Annotated in this window: 18 protein-coding genes; 6 read left to right on the top strand and 12 right to left on the bottom strand. The window is 59.5% G+C overall.

Features of this window, described 5'->3' with window-relative positions; genetic code table 11:
• Window positions 1–11: 11 nt before the first annotated feature.
• From MUN84_RS14770 to MUN84_RS14755, 4 genes are all read left to right on the top strand, one after another.
• A complete protein-coding gene (locus tag MUN84_RS14770; protein ID WP_244694774.1) occupies window positions 12–917 on the top strand; it encodes an FKBP-type peptidyl-prolyl cis-trans isomerase in 906 nt (301 codons plus the stop codon).
• Between the two features lie 49 nt (window positions 918–966).
• Window positions 967–1,518, top strand: coding sequence for an FKBP-type peptidyl-prolyl cis-trans isomerase (locus tag MUN84_RS14765; RefSeq protein ID WP_244694773.1), 552 nt, complete (start codon window positions 967–969; stop codon window positions 1,516–1,518).
• A 1-nt stretch (window position 1,519) separates the two neighbouring features.
• On the top strand, window positions 1,520–2,011 hold the full coding sequence (locus tag MUN84_RS14760) for an FKBP-type peptidyl-prolyl cis-trans isomerase (RefSeq protein WP_244694772.1): 492 nt from the start codon (window positions 1,520–1,522) through the stop codon (window positions 2,009–2,011).
• 130 nt (window positions 2,012–2,141) lie between these two features.
• Entirely contained in the window at window positions 2,142–3,113 is a 972-nt protein-coding gene (locus MUN84_RS14755; protein WP_244694770.1) for an FKBP-type peptidyl-prolyl cis-trans isomerase, read from the top strand.
• A gap of 94 nt (window positions 3,114–3,207) precedes the next feature.
• Here MUN84_RS14755 and recO read toward each other — a convergent pair whose 3' ends face one another.
• From recO to MUN84_RS14730, 5 genes are all read right to left on the bottom strand, one after another.
• The gene (gene recO / locus MUN84_RS14750) at window positions 3,208–3,930 is read right to left on the bottom strand and encodes a DNA repair protein RecO (RefSeq protein WP_244694769.1); all 723 of its coding nucleotides are present in this window, start codon (window positions 3,928–3,930) and stop codon (window positions 3,208–3,210) included.
• A 181-nt stretch (window positions 3,931–4,111) separates the two neighbouring features.
• Window positions 4,112–5,674, bottom strand: a complete 1,563-nt coding sequence (locus MUN84_RS14745) for a two-component regulator propeller domain-containing protein (protein WP_244694767.1) — start codon at window positions 5,672–5,674, stop codon at window positions 4,112–4,114.
• Between the two features lie 17 nt (window positions 5,675–5,691).
• Entirely contained in the window at window positions 5,692–6,480 is a 789-nt protein-coding gene (locus tag MUN84_RS14740; protein WP_244694766.1) for a PQQ-binding-like beta-propeller repeat protein, read from the bottom strand.
• Between the two features lie 99 nt (window positions 6,481–6,579).
• Window positions 6,580–7,203, bottom strand: coding sequence for a thymidine kinase (locus MUN84_RS14735; RefSeq protein WP_244694764.1), 624 nt, complete (start codon window positions 7,201–7,203; stop codon window positions 6,580–6,582).
• 269 nt (window positions 7,204–7,472) lie between these two features.
• Complete coding sequence (locus tag MUN84_RS14730) at window positions 7,473–7,796, bottom strand: 2Fe-2S iron-sulfur cluster-binding protein (protein WP_244694762.1); 324 nt, start codon at window positions 7,794–7,796, stop codon at window positions 7,473–7,475.
• A gap of 34 nt (window positions 7,797–7,830) precedes the next feature.
• Between MUN84_RS14730 and MUN84_RS14725 the strand changes: the two genes are divergently transcribed.
• Window positions 7,831–9,039, top strand: coding sequence for a hypothetical protein (locus MUN84_RS14725; RefSeq protein WP_244694761.1), 1,209 nt, complete (start codon window positions 7,831–7,833; stop codon window positions 9,037–9,039).
• A 200-nt stretch (window positions 9,040–9,239) separates the two neighbouring features.
• Entirely contained in the window at window positions 9,240–10,304 is a 1,065-nt protein-coding gene (locus MUN84_RS14720) for a hypothetical protein (protein WP_244694760.1), read from the top strand.
• Here MUN84_RS14720 and MUN84_RS14715 read toward each other — a convergent pair.
• Genes MUN84_RS14715 through MUN84_RS23915 form a run of 7 tightly spaced genes read right to left on the bottom strand, consistent with a single transcriptional unit; the run spans window position 10,276 to window position 15,241 of the window.
• Window positions 10,276–11,631: a hypothetical protein gene (locus tag MUN84_RS14715; RefSeq protein ID WP_244694759.1), complete on the bottom strand. Its 1,356-nt coding sequence runs from the start codon at window positions 11,629–11,631 to the stop codon at window positions 10,276–10,278. The genes MUN84_RS14720 and MUN84_RS14715 overlap by 29 nt on opposite strands.
• A gap of 44 nt (window positions 11,632–11,675) precedes the next feature.
• Window positions 11,676–12,425 carry a rod shape-determining protein RodA gene (rodA, locus tag MUN84_RS23935; protein ID WP_317239220.1) on the bottom strand — a complete coding sequence of 250 codons (750 nt, stop codon included), beginning with the start codon at window positions 12,423–12,425 and terminating at the stop codon, window positions 11,676–11,678.
• Window positions 12,392–12,973 carry an FtsW/RodA/SpoVE family cell cycle protein gene (locus MUN84_RS23930; protein ID WP_317238954.1) on the bottom strand — a complete coding sequence of 194 codons (582 nt, stop codon included), beginning with the start codon at window positions 12,971–12,973 and terminating at the stop codon, window positions 12,392–12,394. Before MUN84_RS23930 ends, rodA begins: the two co-directional genes overlap by 34 nt.
• Window positions 12,974–13,008: 35 nt before the next feature.
• Entirely contained in the window at window positions 13,009–13,374 is a 366-nt protein-coding gene (locus tag MUN84_RS14705) for a four helix bundle protein (RefSeq protein WP_244694758.1), read from the bottom strand.
• 24 nt (window positions 13,375–13,398) lie between these two features.
• Window positions 13,399–14,328, bottom strand: coding sequence for a penicillin-binding transpeptidase domain-containing protein (locus MUN84_RS23925; RefSeq protein WP_317238953.1), 930 nt, complete (start codon window positions 14,326–14,328; stop codon window positions 13,399–13,401).
• Complete coding sequence (locus tag MUN84_RS23920; RefSeq protein ID WP_317238952.1) at window positions 14,277–15,047, bottom strand: hypothetical protein; 771 nt, start codon at window positions 15,045–15,047, stop codon at window positions 14,277–14,279. Before MUN84_RS23920 ends, MUN84_RS23925 begins: the two co-directional genes overlap by 52 nt.
• Complete coding sequence (locus MUN84_RS23915; RefSeq protein ID WP_317238951.1) at window positions 15,020–15,241, bottom strand: hypothetical protein; 222 nt, start codon at window positions 15,239–15,241, stop codon at window positions 15,020–15,022. The genes MUN84_RS23920 and MUN84_RS23915 overlap by 28 nt, the downstream gene beginning before the upstream one ends.
• Window positions 15,242–15,266 lie beyond the last annotated feature (25 nt).

Genomic DNA, 15,266 nt, shown 5'->3' with positions numbered 1-15,266 from the left:
TATATCATACTATGTCCACCGCTTTTTTCCGCTCCCGGTTAACCCAACTGCCCCTGTCCTTACTGGGCTTGTTTATGTTGCTGCTCAGCGCTTGCCAGAAGGAAGATAATACTGATTACGCCGCTCGCGACGAGGCTAGCATCCAGACGTACATTGCCGATAACAAGCTGACGGGATTTCAGCGCCAGCCTTCGGGCCTGTACGTGGCTATTACCCAGCCCGGTACCGGACCAACCGCTCAAAAAAACCAGCTAGTGTCGGCGAAGTATAGCGGCAGCTTTCTTAACGGGACGGTGTTTGACAGCAACACTAGTTCCTACAGCTCGCTGGACTTTCCTTTGGGGCAGAATATCATGATTCCGGCCTGGGAAGAGGGCTTTACCTTATTGAACAAGGGCGCCAAAGCTACTTTCCTGGTTCCTTCTGCTCTGGCTTACCGGGAGGTAGGAGCTGGCCCGATTCCGCCCAATACGGTGCTGCGCTTTGATGTGGAGGTTGTGGACATTGCCACTACCATTGACTACGCGGCCCGCGACGAAGCAACCATTCAGAAATACATTGCCGACAAAAAGCTCACTGGCTTCCAGCGTCAGCCCTCCGGGCTATATATAGCCATTACCCAGCCGGGCACCGGCGCTAACGCCAAAAAAGGTCAAACGGCCGCAGCCCGCTACACCGGCACTACTCTGGACGGAAAAGTGTTTGACAGCAATACCTCGGCTGCTAGTCCATTCTCGTTTGTGGTGGGCAACGGCCAGGTCATAGCCGGCTGGGATGAAGGATTTACTTTGCTCAACAAAGGCAGCAAAGCTATTCTGCTGCTTCCCTCTTCGTTGGCTTACGGCAACAGAGCGGTCAGCACGATTCCGGCAAATTCCATTCTGCGTTTTGACGTAGAACTGGCTGACATCAAATAAATTAAAACAGGACGAAATAGCAGTAGTCCGTTACCTTTTGCGTTTTCCCATGAAGAAGTTTGCGCTGGCCCTTTCCCTGTTGATTTTGCCGCTCCTTACCGTGCCGGCCCTAACCAGCTGCAACACCGAGCCTGATTATATCAAGCAGGTCCGCCAGCAGGAAGAGGATCAGAAAAAAGCGGACGACGCCACCATTCAGGCCTACCTCACCCGGCATAGCATCACCAACTACACTCGCCTACCTTCGGGAATTTACTTGGTACCGCTGGTCGACGGGCCGATCAGCACCAGCAACCCCCTAATCAAAGCCGGCAACAAGGTGACTACCAAGTACACCGGCAAGTTTATTGGCGCTGACAACGACGGGCAGGTATTTGACGCCTCCAGTAATAATCGCACCGCCTGCGGTTGCTTCGGCTTCGTTAATGGGCAAGCCGGAGGGGTTATTACGGGCTGGAATACGGCCACCCTGCAAATGCGCAAGGGCGACCGGAAGTTGCTGCTAATTCCGTCGTATTTAGCTTATGGCGTCAACGGCTCCGGTGCCATTTTCCCGAATACGCCTCTGCTCTTCGACATGGAGATTCTTGACGTTCAGTAACGTGTACCTTTCTACGCGGCACTCCTACCTTGGCATTCTGGGCTTGCTGCTGAGCATTGCTCCTTTCTGGGTGCAGGCTCAGCAGGTCTTGCCTGTTGCCGTACCCACTACCACCGACAGCCTGCTGGCGCGGGCCGTTACTACCCCTTCCGGGCTGCGTTACCTGATTCGACAGCCGGGCTCTGGTCCGGCGGCCCGTGCCGGGGAGAAAGTGACCGTGCACTACACGGGTTTTCTGATGGATGGGCATATTTTCGACGCTTCAGTAAAACAGGGTGGGCCGCTGAAAGTGCGGGCGGGCCGTGGGGAAGTGGTGCCGGGTTGGGACGAGGTGCTGCTGCTGCTACCCCAGGGGAGCCGGGCGCGGGTCTGGGTTCCGGCCGCTCTGGGTTACGGCCCCGAAGGCCGTCCCGACCCGGACAACGAGGAGCGTTACCTGATTCCGCCCAATGCTGACTTGGTGTTCGAGCTGGAGGTGTTGAAAATAAAATAAGAACCGGCCCAATAGTAGCGCACTGTTGGGCCGTTTGTTTTGGGCAAACCGGCTGCTGATCTGGTGCTACCCCATACCCCGGCTTGCCCGTAAGCCCGTATCTTAAGCCGCTGAATTCCTTTCCATCCGTATGCAATTTTTTTTATCCCGCTTGCCCCTGCTTGCTTCTGCCCTCTTCATGGCGGCCGGTCTGATGAGCTTTCAGGGAGAACCCGCCCCCTTCAACAAGCTGCGCTCCGGCCTGGAGTACCGAATTTACCGCCGGGAAAATGGGCGGTACGTGCTGCGCCCGGCCCTGCCTGCTACCGGTGACCCTACCTACGCCGCCCGCGTGGGCCGCATCATGAGCCTGCACCTAGAGTTTCGGACGGCCACGGACTCCGTGCTGATGCACTCCCGGCGGCAGGGCGGCGGCCAGCCCGTGCGAGTGCCCCTGGATACAATACGGCGCGGACAGGCGGGCGGGGTTGAGGAAGCACTGTCGTTGCTGCAGCCCGGCGACTCAGGCGTGTTCCGCCTGAACGTGGATACGGTCTTTGCTAAGTCGTTTCGCCAGCCGGTGCCGCCGTTTGTGCGGCGGGCGGGCGCAACGCTGACGGTACTGGCCAAGGCTGAGAAGGTGCAGACGGAGGCCGAGGCCATGCAGGATGTGCAGCGGCAAATGCAGCTGGCCCAGGAGCAAGCTAAAAAGCAGGCTGCCCAGCAGAAACTAAAGGACGATGCCCGCATTCTAGCCTACCTCAAGCAGAACAAGCTGAAGGCTCTGAAAACCCCGAGCGGGGTATACTACGTCGTGACCAAGGCCGGCACGGGCCTCAAGCCCAAGAAGGGACAAACCGTTTCAGTGCTCTACAAAGGTCTGTTGCTCAACGGTAAAGTTTTCGATTCTTCGGAGCGAAATGGAAATAAGCCCATTGAATTTCCGTTGGGTACGGGCCAGGTGATTCCCGGCTGGGACCAGGGCATTGCCCTCCTCAATAAGGGTAGCAAAGCCATTCTGCTAATTCCTTCCGGCCTGGCGTATGGTCCGCGCGGCGCCGGCACCGACATTCCGCCGAATTCTGTGCTGCGCTTTAATGTAGAGCTGATAGGCGTAAAATAACCCCTCGAAGCTCTCATGCCTCACTTAAACACACGGGCCCGACTCAGCAACTGAGTCGGGCCCGTGTGTTTAAGTGGAAGAGGTAGTAGTTCCCCTACAGCTCGGCCAGCACCTCCGAAAGAACGGCGAGGGAGCGAATGTCGCCTAAGTGCTCCACGTGGAGCTGGTAGTAGCGAATCAGCACGCCCAGCAGCTCCCGGCGTACGCGCCCATTAGGAACGGTAGCGGTAGCAGGCCCCCGAAGTAAAGCGTCAAAATGCTGCTCAAACTCCTGAAAACGCATGGCCGTAGCGCTAATGCTGACTGCGCCGCCCGGTACTTCGGAGGCAAAAGCCACCTGAGTAGTAATCTGCTCCCCATTTTCGGGGCCGAAACCTAGGTAGTGGCTGAGCCCCAGCAGAAACACCAAGGCAAAGTTCTCAAAGCCTTCCTCCTGCCGGTCGAAAGCCAGAATGGAATCGTGCAGGAATGTAAATAGAGGCTCATTCTTTTCTTCCTCCTGCAGCACACGGCCCGTAATTTCTGCCAGAAACAGAGCAATGCTGCTCTTGCGTACATCGTAAGGCAGGGTGCGGAACGGCTCGGCGCACCGGTACTCCGAGAGGCGAGTGAGGCCGCCGCTACGGGAGGTGTAGGCCACCAGCTCTAGTGGCGTGAATGGCTGAAACAGGGCAATTCGGCCTGGGGGTTTGGCCTTGCGCACTCCGTTCACAACGTAGCTCTGCAGCCCCAACTGCTCGGTGTAAATGCGCGCAATGATGCTGGTTTCGCGGTAGCGCATGTAACTCAGAACGATACCACGGGTTTTTATAAGCATGAAGCAAAAGCTACTGATGAATAATAAGCCGGCTTAGGTGAAGGCAGCGTGCCGGGCGGTGCTATGGCCCGCACCCAGGCCCGCGGGCGGACTCCCGAAACTTCGGCTCTGATAAAGCAGAACAAATGCAAAGGCCTAATTAACTCCTCACCGCGCCGCAAAATTCAGGCAGAATTGAGCTCTAGCGCTCTACTACGGCTACTTTGCTAACGCAGCCATTCTTTCCGTCGGCATCCGATGACAGTACTAGATACACGCCCGACTGCACCCGGCGGCCGTTGTAATCGGCCAGGTTCCAGGTAACAGTGCCGCCATTGGCGCGGGTTTGATACACGAGGCGGCCTGCCACATCCGTGATTTTAACAGTGGCGTTGTTAGCCAGCCCAGAAATACCTACCTGACCCGTAAAGTCCGTGCGAACTGGGTTGGGGAACACGCTGGCGCAGCTAGGCTTACCCTCCGTGACGGTAGCGCCCCCGCGGTAAGACACCACCCCGGCATCGGTTACCACGAATACCTCGCCGGTTTTGTCATTCACTTCCACGTCCACAATCCGATTGGAGGGTAAAGGGCTGTTTTCGGTGGTGAAGTGAGCCAGGGCTTCATCACCATCTTCGTTGAAGAGCCACAAGCCCCGGTCAGTGGCAAACCACTTGCGGTTGCCCCCATCCACGGCTATGGCGCGGATTACCTCGTCTCGCAGCGCAGCAAAGCCCGTGCCTTCGCCACGCTGCACGATAGGTGTGGTAAAGCCTAGCCCTAGCGAAAGGTCGAAAGCGGAGCTGGGGTCGGTGAATACCGCTGGGCCTAACTTGGTAGCCACCCAGATATTCCCGTTACGGTCTTTCACAATGTCATACAGCTCTCCGGAAGGCAACCCATCAGTAACACCGAAGTAGCGGTTCTCGTTGGTAGTCAGGTTGAATGCATTCAACCCCAGAGTGGTACCCTCCGGAGCGCGGGACCGTGTTACCCACACGCCTCCCACGTCGTCATGGACTAGTCGCTCCAGGTTGTCACTACCATTGAAATAAGGAACAGTTGTCCAAGTAGAAGCAGCTGGATCGAAGATGAACAGGCCCGATTGTCCGGCTACCTGGTGACGGTTCACTACCCACACTTTTCCGTCAGTATCAGCCTTTACATCGGTTACCCGCGTGTAGTTAAGATCGGCAATAGCGCTACGTAGGGGGTTGGGCAGACTAGAAGTAGGATTGAATAAGCGAAAGTTGCCGGGACCTTTCCACTCCAGCAGCCCGTTGCCGTAGCTAGCCACGTAAAGTGTGCCATCGGGAGTGCGGGTCCCACGGGATACGTCCTTGGGGTTAGGGTACTGGGCGGACGACAGCGTAGCGCTTGTGATGTTGTCCCACTGCCCATTCTTGTACTCAAAAAATCCCCGGTAAAAGTCTTGCTGTTTGAATCGCTCTTCGTAGCCTCCGCTGAAGATGTCCACGGTGTTGGTGCGGGCGTCAGCTAGCACACTGTAGGCCTGGGCCTGAGCTGGCGCGTTGGTAATGAACTGTTCTGCCTGCTGTCCGTTGGTTGTTTTCAGCAAGCCGTTAGAAAAATCAGCCAGGAAGTAGGCGCCGTCCCGGGTGCGTAGGGCGGCGCGCGGGTCGCGCAGCTGGGCCGGCCGTAGCGTGGCCGTTACCGCGCCGGTGGCCGCGTTCAGCACCGATACCTTGGTATTATCTGTCACGAGTAAGCCGGCCCGCGAAGGCGTCAGCTGCCGAAATTCCACGCCCCGCAGGGAAGCGGCTACGGGTTGCCAGCCCGTAGTGGGGTAGCCGGGTTGTAGCGGTATAGTTGGTCGCCGATGCTGCCGGCGAATACCTGCCCGTTCTGCACCGCCACCGTACGAAAGGAGTCGCCGCGGTTAGACAGGTCGGTGGTCCAGGCGCGGTAATCGAGCAGGTTGGCGGCCAGGGGGGCACGCATCAGGCCATTGGAGGTAGCGGCAACCAGCTGGTTGCCGGCCACGGTCGTGGCGTACACCTGCACTACCGTTCCACCCGGCCCAATATTGGTGTACGTATCCCGGATTTCGAGGCGGGCCAGATCCAGGGCTACGATTCCGAAGCTGCACGAGAGGTAGGCCGTTTTACCCGCCACGTGAATGTGGTTGATGGTTTTGGTGCCACTGATTTCCTTGCGCAGAATATCCGGCAGGTTCAAGATAGCCCCATCCTTCAGGCGCAGAATATCCAGGTTGGTGTTACGGTAAGCCACCACTACCTGCTGGCTGACAGAGTCGTAGGCCAGGGCGTTGACGCCCACGTCGTGCAGACCGTCGCGGCGCGACAGAAGCCGGGTGGTGTTCAGGCCCTTATCGAAGTAGAAGAAGGCGTCCTCAGCCGCCACGTACACTCGGTCGCCCGCTTCGGCCAGGGCCTTGGCCCGGTTGGTGGGTAGGTGCAGCTGCCAGTCGCCGTAGCCAGCCGTCGACTGGGCGCGGGCAGCGGAAGCAGAAACGGTCAGGAAGAAAGCCGCGAGGATAGCCCCCGGCGCAGGCGTAACATTAGAGTCATCGGCAGATACGTACGGCACCCTACAAAGTGCAGTGGCAAGATAACGCCGCCGGCGGGGCTTTAGTGCTGGCTAGTGGGTCGGGCAGTCGCGGCGCTAGCGCTGGGACGGTCCGCAGGCTTAGCGTGCTTCGGCCTGGCTGCTTGGCTCGGTTGCTTTTTCGCGCATGCCTTCCTGAAAACAGTAACGGCAGCGGGCTTCGTAGGCGTCGGTTTCGCCCAGCAGAATTTTGCTTTCGGAGGCAGCAACCCGGAAGGAATAAGAGGCTATTTCGCCACAGCATACGCACACGGCGTGCACTTTCGTAACAAACTCCGCCACGGCCATCAGGGCGGGCATGGGGCCGAAGGGCTGGCCCATGTAGTCCATGTCGAGGCCGGCCACAATGACGCGGGTGCCCCGGTTGGCCAACTGCACGCACACTTCTACCAACGACTCGTCGAAGAACTGTGCTTCATCTACGCCCACTACGTCGCAGCCAGCGGCCAGCAGCAGCATTTCCTGGGCCACGGGTACGGGCGTGGAGCGGATGCTGTTTTGGTTGTGCGACACCACGTCCTCGGCGTGGTAGCGCGTATCGAGGGCGGGCTTGAATATCTCGACCCGCTGACGAGCAATTTTGGCCCGGTTCAGTCGCCGAATTAACTCCTCCGTTTTGCCGGAAAACATAGAGCCGCACACAACTTCAATCCAGCCCCGGCGGGCAATATCACGGCCGGTACCGACGCGGGGTTCGATAAACACAGGAGAGTGGGTAAGAAGGTGAGCAAATACGGGAGCGAGCAAGCCGGTGGGCCAGCGCGGTACCGAAATTACGAGTTTGCTTCCGGATACCAGCAACCAACCAGCCTGGCTACTGCTGCGCTGGCTCGCTCCGCCCAACAGTTTCGTTAGGCTTAACAGCTCATACTCTGCGTGGTAGGCTAGCTTAATTTTCTCGCCTTTTTCCGGGGCCCGCTGAAGCTGGTCGAGAATGAGTACTGCTACTAATGACGCCCGGGCGGCGCGCCGTTTTACTCCACATACTGAACGTGGGGCAACTTGGTAGCTTCCGGCACGCGGCCCGTGACCTCGCCGGCGGGTAGGCGCGCCTGGCAGGTGAGACGCTCGGTGGGCAACAAGCGGCCGGCCGCCCGGTAGCGCAACTCCGGCTCAGTGGGCGGCGTTAGCAGGTCCGGGCCGCTTACCACCTGCAGGCGGCAGGTAGTGCAGCGCCCCCGGGCCCCGCAGGCATGGAGCCAGTCGTGGCCGGCGGCCTGTACGGCGGCTAGCAGGGTAGCGCCGGCGGCCACCGGAATAGGCCCGCCGGGCAGATTTTGCACAAGTAGAGTGGGCATCTTTCCCTAAATTGCCCGTTGAATCAGGCTTTTCATGAAGACCAAATATAGCCACGCCAAGCGTGAACAATACGGCCGCCTGCTGGCCTCGCTGCTCTGTGACCAGCACTTCGGGGCCCGCCCCACGGCTACCCTCGATGGGCCGGCAGTACTGCGCTTCACCCCTATTCGGCAAGTCAACCTGTTCGTCGTGCAGCAGCTGCTGGGCAAGTGGACGGCCGAAATGACCAAGCTGCGCAGCCCCTACTTCGACTTCGAGGACGTTGATGTGCGGCAGGCCCTAACGCAGTTCATGAACATTCTTTCGCGGCGCATTAAGCTTAGTCGGCCCGTGTTTGAGCCCCTGCTGGCCCAAGCCATTACCGATACACTCGGCGGGGCCCTAGCTCCCACGGAGATGTTTACCCATAAGCTGCTGGGCGAAGCTACCACCTGCACGCCGGAGCAGCTGCGCGAAGGCCTGCGCTACCTCGACCTGAACAAGCCCGTCTTCGAAAGCTTCCTGGCCACCTTACCGGCCCAGCAGGAACAGGAGCGCGACTACCTGGTAAGCCGCTTCCGCTTGCACGAGGAAGCCTGCGCCGCTGAGCTGCAGCCGCTGGCTTCTGTGCTGGAATCGTTTAACGTGCTGCTTCCTCTCTCTGAAAAAGAGTTGTATGAGGAGCCTGCGGCCCGGAGGCAGCGCCCCCGCTCAACCAGCGTCGTCTGGGCCGCTTGTTCAACCGGCACCACCAGCACCCACTGCCCCCGCTCCTCCCGCCCCAGCACCCGTCGTACCGGAACCCGCACCAAGCCCCGTGGCCTCGGCCGTACCCGCCGTACCAGCTACCCCAAAGTCTACCCCGAAATACCAGCGGAACCTCGTCGGCCCCTGGCGGATTCGGTGGCCGGTGGGGCAGTTCCGTTGTATGAGAAGCTCAAGGCTGAACAGCCGGCGGCGCCCAGCCTGAGCGAGACGCTGCGGCAGGAGCGGGTCAGCACCACGCTGGCCGAGAAAGGGCCCCGGGTGGAATCCTTACGCGAGGCCATTTCCATTAACCAGCGCTTCAGCTTTATCAATGAGCTGTTCAACGGGGAGAATATGGAGTACCACGCCGCCATTCAGCACCTAGACACCCTGCCCGACGCCAGCACCGCCAAGCGCTACGTTACGGAGAACCTGACGGAGCAGTACGGCTGGGTGCGCAAGGATGAGCACATCAACAAGCTCCTGAAGCTCATCGACCGGAAGTTCAGCAACTAGAGTCCTACCCTACTACCGGGAGGCCGCAGCTTCGGCCGCATCAAGGGGCTCCCGGTTCAGGTCTCATTACCCGCAGCGGCCGGTTGGCATTACGTCGGCCGGCCGCTGCTGAATTTAGGAGGAAGGCGAGAAGTAGAATAGGAGTTTTATTTTTTTAGGTGGAAGTCGCCAGCCTTTACACGCCATGTATGTTGCCTGATTTGCCTGCTTCTCGCTCCTGGGCTTTGCGCTGGCCCCGGTGGCTGCTGGTGTACGTGCTGGCCCTGGGGCTAGTGGCTGGACCGGCCTACACCATGTACGTGCACTACGACTTCTCCCACTCTCTGGACACGCGCAGCTACCTGCGAATTGCGCACGGGGAGTTTGCGGGCGTGAGTATTACCCGGCGCTACCGGGTGCTAGTACCGTGGGCAGCCGCAGCCGTGGCCTGGCCCCTGGAGAAAGTGTACGCCCGCATCTGGCCCCAGCGGGCAGCCAGCGAATGGCCCCTGCGCTTGGGGTTTTACGTGGTTAACTGCCTACTTATGGCGGGCTTCGGGTTGGTGCTGTTTCGCACCTGCCTGCTGTACGGGGCCGCGCCGCCAGCCGCCGCCCTGGCCGTAGCGGCCGTGCTAACGAGCCGATGGGCCGTGTACACGGCCGGCCTACCCTTGGTAGACAGTTTGTACCTGCTCGTGTTTGCCCTGGCTTTTCACGGGGCGCGCAGTGGCTCAGCAGCAGCTTTGGTAGCGGTGTTCCTGCTGGGGCCGCACGCCAAGGAGTCGTTTGTGTTTCTGGTGCCGTGGCTGCTAGTGTTTGGGCAGCGGGCTTTGCGCTGGCCGGCCCAGCTAGGGTGGCTAGCCGTAGGCAGTGCGGTAGCGCTGGGCCTGCGCCACTGGATTGAAGCCCGAGTAGGCGCCCCACCCGCCGAAAGCCTGCACAACGCCCTGGCTCACCTGGAAAACCTACTGTACTCCTTGCGGCGGCTATTTTCGGTGAAGGGAGCCGGAGAAATCTTCAGCATTTTTGGCTTCTGCAGCCTAGCGCTACTTGCTGGGTTGCGCACCCAGGAAGCGCGCCGCGCCTGGCTACCCTCCCTGGGCTGGCCGGCGGCGGGGCTGCTAGCCGTGGTGGCGGCCCACATGCTCCTTTCCGGCGACCTGGGGCGCATGGGCTACGTAGCGGCGCCGGTTTTTGCAGTAGCGTTTAGTCTGATTGTAACCCACCTGCCACTTTTTCACTGGCTAAGCCGCTCGTCTACCGACGAAGTTCTGCCGGCGAATTAGCGCGGCCCTGGAGCCCGGCTCCGGCGGCAGCTAGTAGCAGAGGTAGCACCGGCACTGCAAAGCGGGAAGCACCCAGCGGCCCCGTTAGCAAGGCAACGTACCCAATAATGACCACCAGCAGCCAGCGCGCCGGGCTGCCCGCGTTCCGCCGCAGCAGGAAGCGCAACGCCAGAATCAGCCGCGCACCGTTAGCCAGCAGTACCAGCAGCAAGCCCGCTACTAAGCCCGCGGGTAGCTGAGGCATATACCCAAGGATGGCGCGGTAGCCATGCTCATTGAGCCGCTGCAGCAGACCCGTGCCCGCGGTATCTGGCAAACCCAGAAAGTATACCAAATCAAACCGCCCCGGATCCAGGAAAAAGCTGATTGCACCGCGTAGGTGCTGGGCGGCGTAGGCCACCGGATGCCGCCGGAGCACGGCTACGCTGGCCCGCTGAATGTAGTGCTGCTGTTCCCGGAAGGTAGGCAGGTGCTGGCTGGCCGCTACCGTACTGCGCACGAAACGCTCCGCTGCCGCGGGCCCCTCCGTGGCCTGGAGTACGCCCCGCGTGTTGTAGCGCAGCAGATTTATTTCGGCAATGCTGGAAAAGTGGAAGTAGCCCGTGCGCGCCTCATTGCGTCCCATCCAGAGTAGGGCTACTAGCAGAGGAACGGCCCCCCAGACGGCTAGCACCGGCCGCCGCCGCTGCCACCCTACCACCATTCCCAGCCCCAACATCAATGCGGCGGCGGGAAAAAAAACCGGCTTAATCAGTAGGGCCGCCGCCGCCGCCAGGGCCGCCCCAGCGAAGTACCGCGTTGGGCGAGCAGACTGCCAAAACGCCACCAAAGCCGCCCAGAGAAGCACAATGGTGGTCTGCAGCAGTACCTCGCTCATTACTACGTTGGCGTAGATAACCTGCGCCGGAGCTGTACTAACGAGCAGCAGCACCAGGGCCCACTGCCTGCGGCTAAGGCCCCGCTGGGCCAGCCAGCGGAGCACCATCCCCAAGTTAATCAGACTCAATACGTTCTGTAGCAGCAACGTAGCTATTGGCAACGAGGTAGTCGCCCGGGTGCCACCAGTAAGCAGCAGCACTACCGGGTAGCCCGGCGGGCGGATACTATATTCCTGGACTCGCAACAGCGCCGCCGGCAGCGGTTCTGCGTACAATACGCCGCTGGTTTGCAGGTTGCGCGCCGCCTCCACGTACCGGCCGGAATCAGGAAAGAGGGGCTGCTGGTGGTGCAGCTGCCACCCCAGGGCCGCGGCGTGCAGCACCAGCAGCCCGGCCCACACCCACGCGGGCACGCGGCCAGTAGTACGCGGGGAGGCGGTTGACTTCATGGGTGCAAGTTGTTACGGCTGAGCCACGGAAGCAACGCTACCCGTTAATAGCGCTCCAGGTCCTGCTTGCGGTAGGCATCAAGGGCCAGCAGGATGAAGAGCAGAGTAGTGAAGGACCAGAGCGAGGAGCCCCCGTAGCTGAAAAAAGGCAGCGGAATGCCCACCACAGGCGCCAAACCGATAGTCATGCCGATGTTGACGCAGAAGTGAAAGAAGATAATGCTGGCCACGCAATACCCGTAGGTGCGCCCAAACACCGATTTCTGCCGCTCCGCCACGTACACAATGCGCACCAGCAAGGCCATAAAGAGCACTACTACTAGCGTGGTACCCAGCCACCCCCACTCCTCGCCTATGGTGCAGAAGATAAAGTCGGTGCTTTGGGCCGGCACGAAGTCAAACTTGGTTTGGGTGCCCTGCAAAAACCCTTTGCCAGCAAAGCCGCCCGAGCCAATAGCAATTTTCGACTGCGTGACGTTCCAGCCTACCCCCAAGGGGTCGGCGGAAGGGTTGATGAGCACTTCGATGCGTTTGCGCTGGTGGGCTTGCAGCACGTTGTTGAAGAAGAAATCAACCCCGAACACCATGCCAATCACCACGACCCATATACTCATTGACAAGGGCAGATGGTGCCGCCAGAGCTTGGAGTTGAAGGCAAACAACAAACCCAGCACCAGGGTAAATGCGCCCACCAGCCACAGCTTGGGCACCAGCAGCGCCAGAATAAGAATAACCCCGCCAGCAGCCAGAATCACCAGAATCAGCGGCGACATGCCCTCCCGGAAATATGCCAGCAGGAAGGCGGCAAATACCAGCGCCTGCCCGGTTTCATTGGCCGCCAGGATAAGCAGCGGGGCAACAAGGTGATGCCCGCCAGTACCAGCTGGTCGCGGAAGTTTTGCTGGCGCAGATTGATACTTGCCATGTAGCGTGACGCCGCCAGGGCCGTCACGAACTTAGCTAGCTCAGCCGGCTGCAGGCGCATGGGCCCCAACTCCAGCCACGACCGGGACCCCCCAATAGGCCGGGCGATAAATGGGGTAATGACCAGCAGCAGAATCATGCCCCCGTAGAGCACAAAAGCAAACGTGTCATAGGCCTTGTAATCAACCACCAGCAGGATAACAATTAGCACTACGGCGGTGGCTACCCACAGAATCTGCTTAAACCAGTCGTAGGCCATCAATTCCTGAAAACTCAGGGAGCTGAGCGGACTGGCCGGCGCGTCGGGCGAGTAGCTGGCCGCATACACGTTCAGCCAGCCCAGCCCTACCATCAACAGGTAAATCAGGACGGTAGGCCAGTCGATGCTGCGCGAATACCGGGCGGGAGAAGAGTTCAATTAAAAATTGAGAATTAAAAATTAAAAATTCGCTTCTACTCTGGCTTGGTGTTCTGGCGGGATGAAAGAATTATAGCTGCCAACAGCTTTTTTAACTCTTCGGCTTCTTCCAATAAAGAGTCGGCTAATCGTATCTCCAAACAATCCGTGTCACGCAACAGACGCAACCAAAAGTGTGTTTCTCGCGCTTCTTTATAAGCAATACTGCACTTGGCCACAAAGTCGCGTTTGGAAAATCCACCCACTGCTTCTTCTACATTAGCACCCACTGCCGTACCACTACGAAGTACTTGTACGGCCAAGGGTGGCACTTCTCCTTGCTGTCGTAAATGCTTATATAATCGAACAATTCGCACCGCAAAGGCATAACTCTTTAATAAAACTGCATTATCCTGTTTCACCGATTTTTAATTTTTAATTCCCAATTATCTTCTAACGGTGTCGGACGAATTTTTCGGCGGGGCCCTGGAGCCAGAACTCCCAGCGCTTACGCCAGGGGCAATGTTGCCCCGAAGGTATTTTTCCATCATTAGGGCGGCCATGGGGGCGGCGGAAGTGCCCCCGAAGCCGGCATTTTCGATGAAGACGGCAATGGCAATCTTGGGGTCCTCGGCCGGGGCGAAGGCGGCGAAGGTGGCGTGGTCGTCGCCGTGGGGGTTTTGCACTGTTCCGGTTTTACCGGCCACTGAAATGCCAAATTCGGCCAAGGAAGCTAAGCTGCCCGTACCGCCGCGCCCGTCTACTACCGCCTGCATGCCCGGAATCAGGGCCTCGAAGTGCATTGCATCAACGCCCACAGTGTGCCGCTCCCGAAACTGCGGCAGCGGGCCGCCCTGTCCTACGCTTTTTACGAAGTGGGGTGTGTAGTAGTAACCGCGGTTGGCAATGGTAGCCAACACATTAGCCATCTGCAGGCCCGTAATACCAATTTCGCCCTGCCCAATACTGAGGGAGTACACCGTGCGGTAGTTCCAGCGGTGAAAGCCGTTGCGTTTATCGTAGAAATCAGGCGAAGGAATCAGGCCCTTCTTTTCCTGGGACATGTCTACCCCCAGCCGGTCGCCGAGGCCGAACTTCATTACCTGCCGGCGCCACTCGCCCAGGCCCAGGCGGGCATCCTCGAAGCGGTTGGTGGAGCGCCCGCGCATGACGGCGGCCCGCATCACCTGGTAGAAGTAGGGGTTGCAACTGTTCTTGATGGCAATGCCCACGTTGCTAGGGTGCTCGTGGTTGTGGGTGCAGCGCACCAGCCGCTGGTTGCACGGGAAGCCGGTGTTAGGCAACACCACCCCCATCTGCAGGGCTACCAGCTCATTGACCAGCTTAAACACCGAGCCGGGCGGGTAGGTAGCCATAAGGGGCGGTTGAACAGGGGCCGCTCGGGGTTGTTGAGCAGCTCCATGTAGCGGTTGCCCATGCCCTTGCCTGAAAGCGTAGCCGGATCAAACATCGGGGCCGATACGAAGGCCAGGATTTCGCCGGTTTTGGGGTCCAGGGCCACAATGGAGCCCCGCTTGCCCTGCATCAGCAGCTCCCCGTAGGCCTGCAGTTCCGAGTCAATGCTCAGGTGCAGGTCCTGCCCGGCCACGGACAGGGTATCGAACTCGCCACCGCGGAAGGCGCCTTTCTCAATGCCGCGCACGTTCACCATGCGATACTGCACCCCGCGCCGGCCCATCAGCTGCTCTTCGTAGTACGACTCTAGGCCGGTAATGCCCAGAAACTCACCGGGCTGATATTTGGCGTACTTAGGCTTTTCCAAAAAGGCCGGCGTGATGGAACCCACGTAGCCCAGGGCGTGGGCCATGGAGTGGGTGTTGTACGAGCGAGCCATTCGCGACTTGATGCTGAAGCCGGGAAAGTCGATGAGGTTGTCCTGAATGGCAGCCAGCTCGGGCGTACTCAGGTTTTGGAGCAGCGGCGAGGCCTTCACCCGGCTGAACGCCCGGGCGGCTTTCATGGCGGCGCGCACTTCTTCCAGGGGCAGCTGGAGCAACTGAGCAAAGCGTACGGTATCCAGCTGCTTTACTTCCCGCGGGGTTACCATCAGGTCGTACACGGGCGTATTCTGCACCAGAATCTGGCCCTTTCGGTCGTAGATGAGGCCCGGTAGGGCGTCTGCACAATGCGCTGCAGGGTGTTGCGGTCGGCGGCCAGCTTGTAGCTGCCGTCCAGCACCTGGATGTAAAAGAGGCGCGTCGCAAACACCAGCGCGACGGCCAGGAAAATTGCCTGGACTACGTACTTGCGGCCTTCGAGGTATTGCAAAGCAGAAAAATCTGAGAGGTAATCA

It is taken from the genome of Hymenobacter sp. 5516J-16 (genome assembly GCF_022919335.1).
GTDB lineage: Bacteria > Bacteroidota > Bacteroidia > Cytophagales > Hymenobacteraceae > Hymenobacter > Hymenobacter sublimis.
The sequence above is the reverse complement of the archived record's forward strand: the minus strand, read 5'-3'. Positions and strand labels throughout refer to the sequence as shown.

Excerpts from the sequence above, each read along its gene's own strand:
- MUN84_RS14770 (WP_244694774.1), top strand. The coding sequence starts at position 12 with ATGTCCACCGCTTTTTTCCGCTCCCGGTTAACCCAACTGCCCCTGTCC.
- MUN84_RS14765 (WP_244694773.1), top strand. The coding sequence starts at position 967 with ATGAAGAAGTTTGCGCTGGCCCTTTCCCTGTTGATTTTGCCGCTCCTT.
- MUN84_RS14755 (WP_244694770.1), top strand. The coding sequence starts at position 2,142 with ATGCAATTTTTTTTATCCCGCTTGCCCCTGCTTGCTTCTGCCCTCTTC.
- recO (WP_244694769.1), bottom strand. The coding sequence starts at position 3,930 with ATGCTTATAAAAACCCGTGGTATCGTTCTGAGTTACATGCGCTACCGC.
- MUN84_RS14730 (WP_244694762.1), bottom strand. The coding sequence starts at position 7,796 with ATGCCCACTCTACTTGTGCAAAATCTGCCCGGCGGGCCTATTCCGGTG.
- MUN84_RS14725 (WP_244694761.1), top strand. The coding sequence starts at position 7,831 with ATGAAGACCAAATATAGCCACGCCAAGCGTGAACAATACGGCCGCCTG.
- MUN84_RS14715 (WP_244694759.1), bottom strand. The coding sequence starts at position 11,631 with ATGAAGTCAACCGCCTCCCCGCGTACTACTGGCCGCGTGCCCGCGTGG.
- MUN84_RS23925 (WP_317238953.1), bottom strand. The coding sequence starts at position 14,328 with ATGGCTACCTACCCGCCCGGCTCGGTGTTTAAGCTGGTCAATGAGCTG.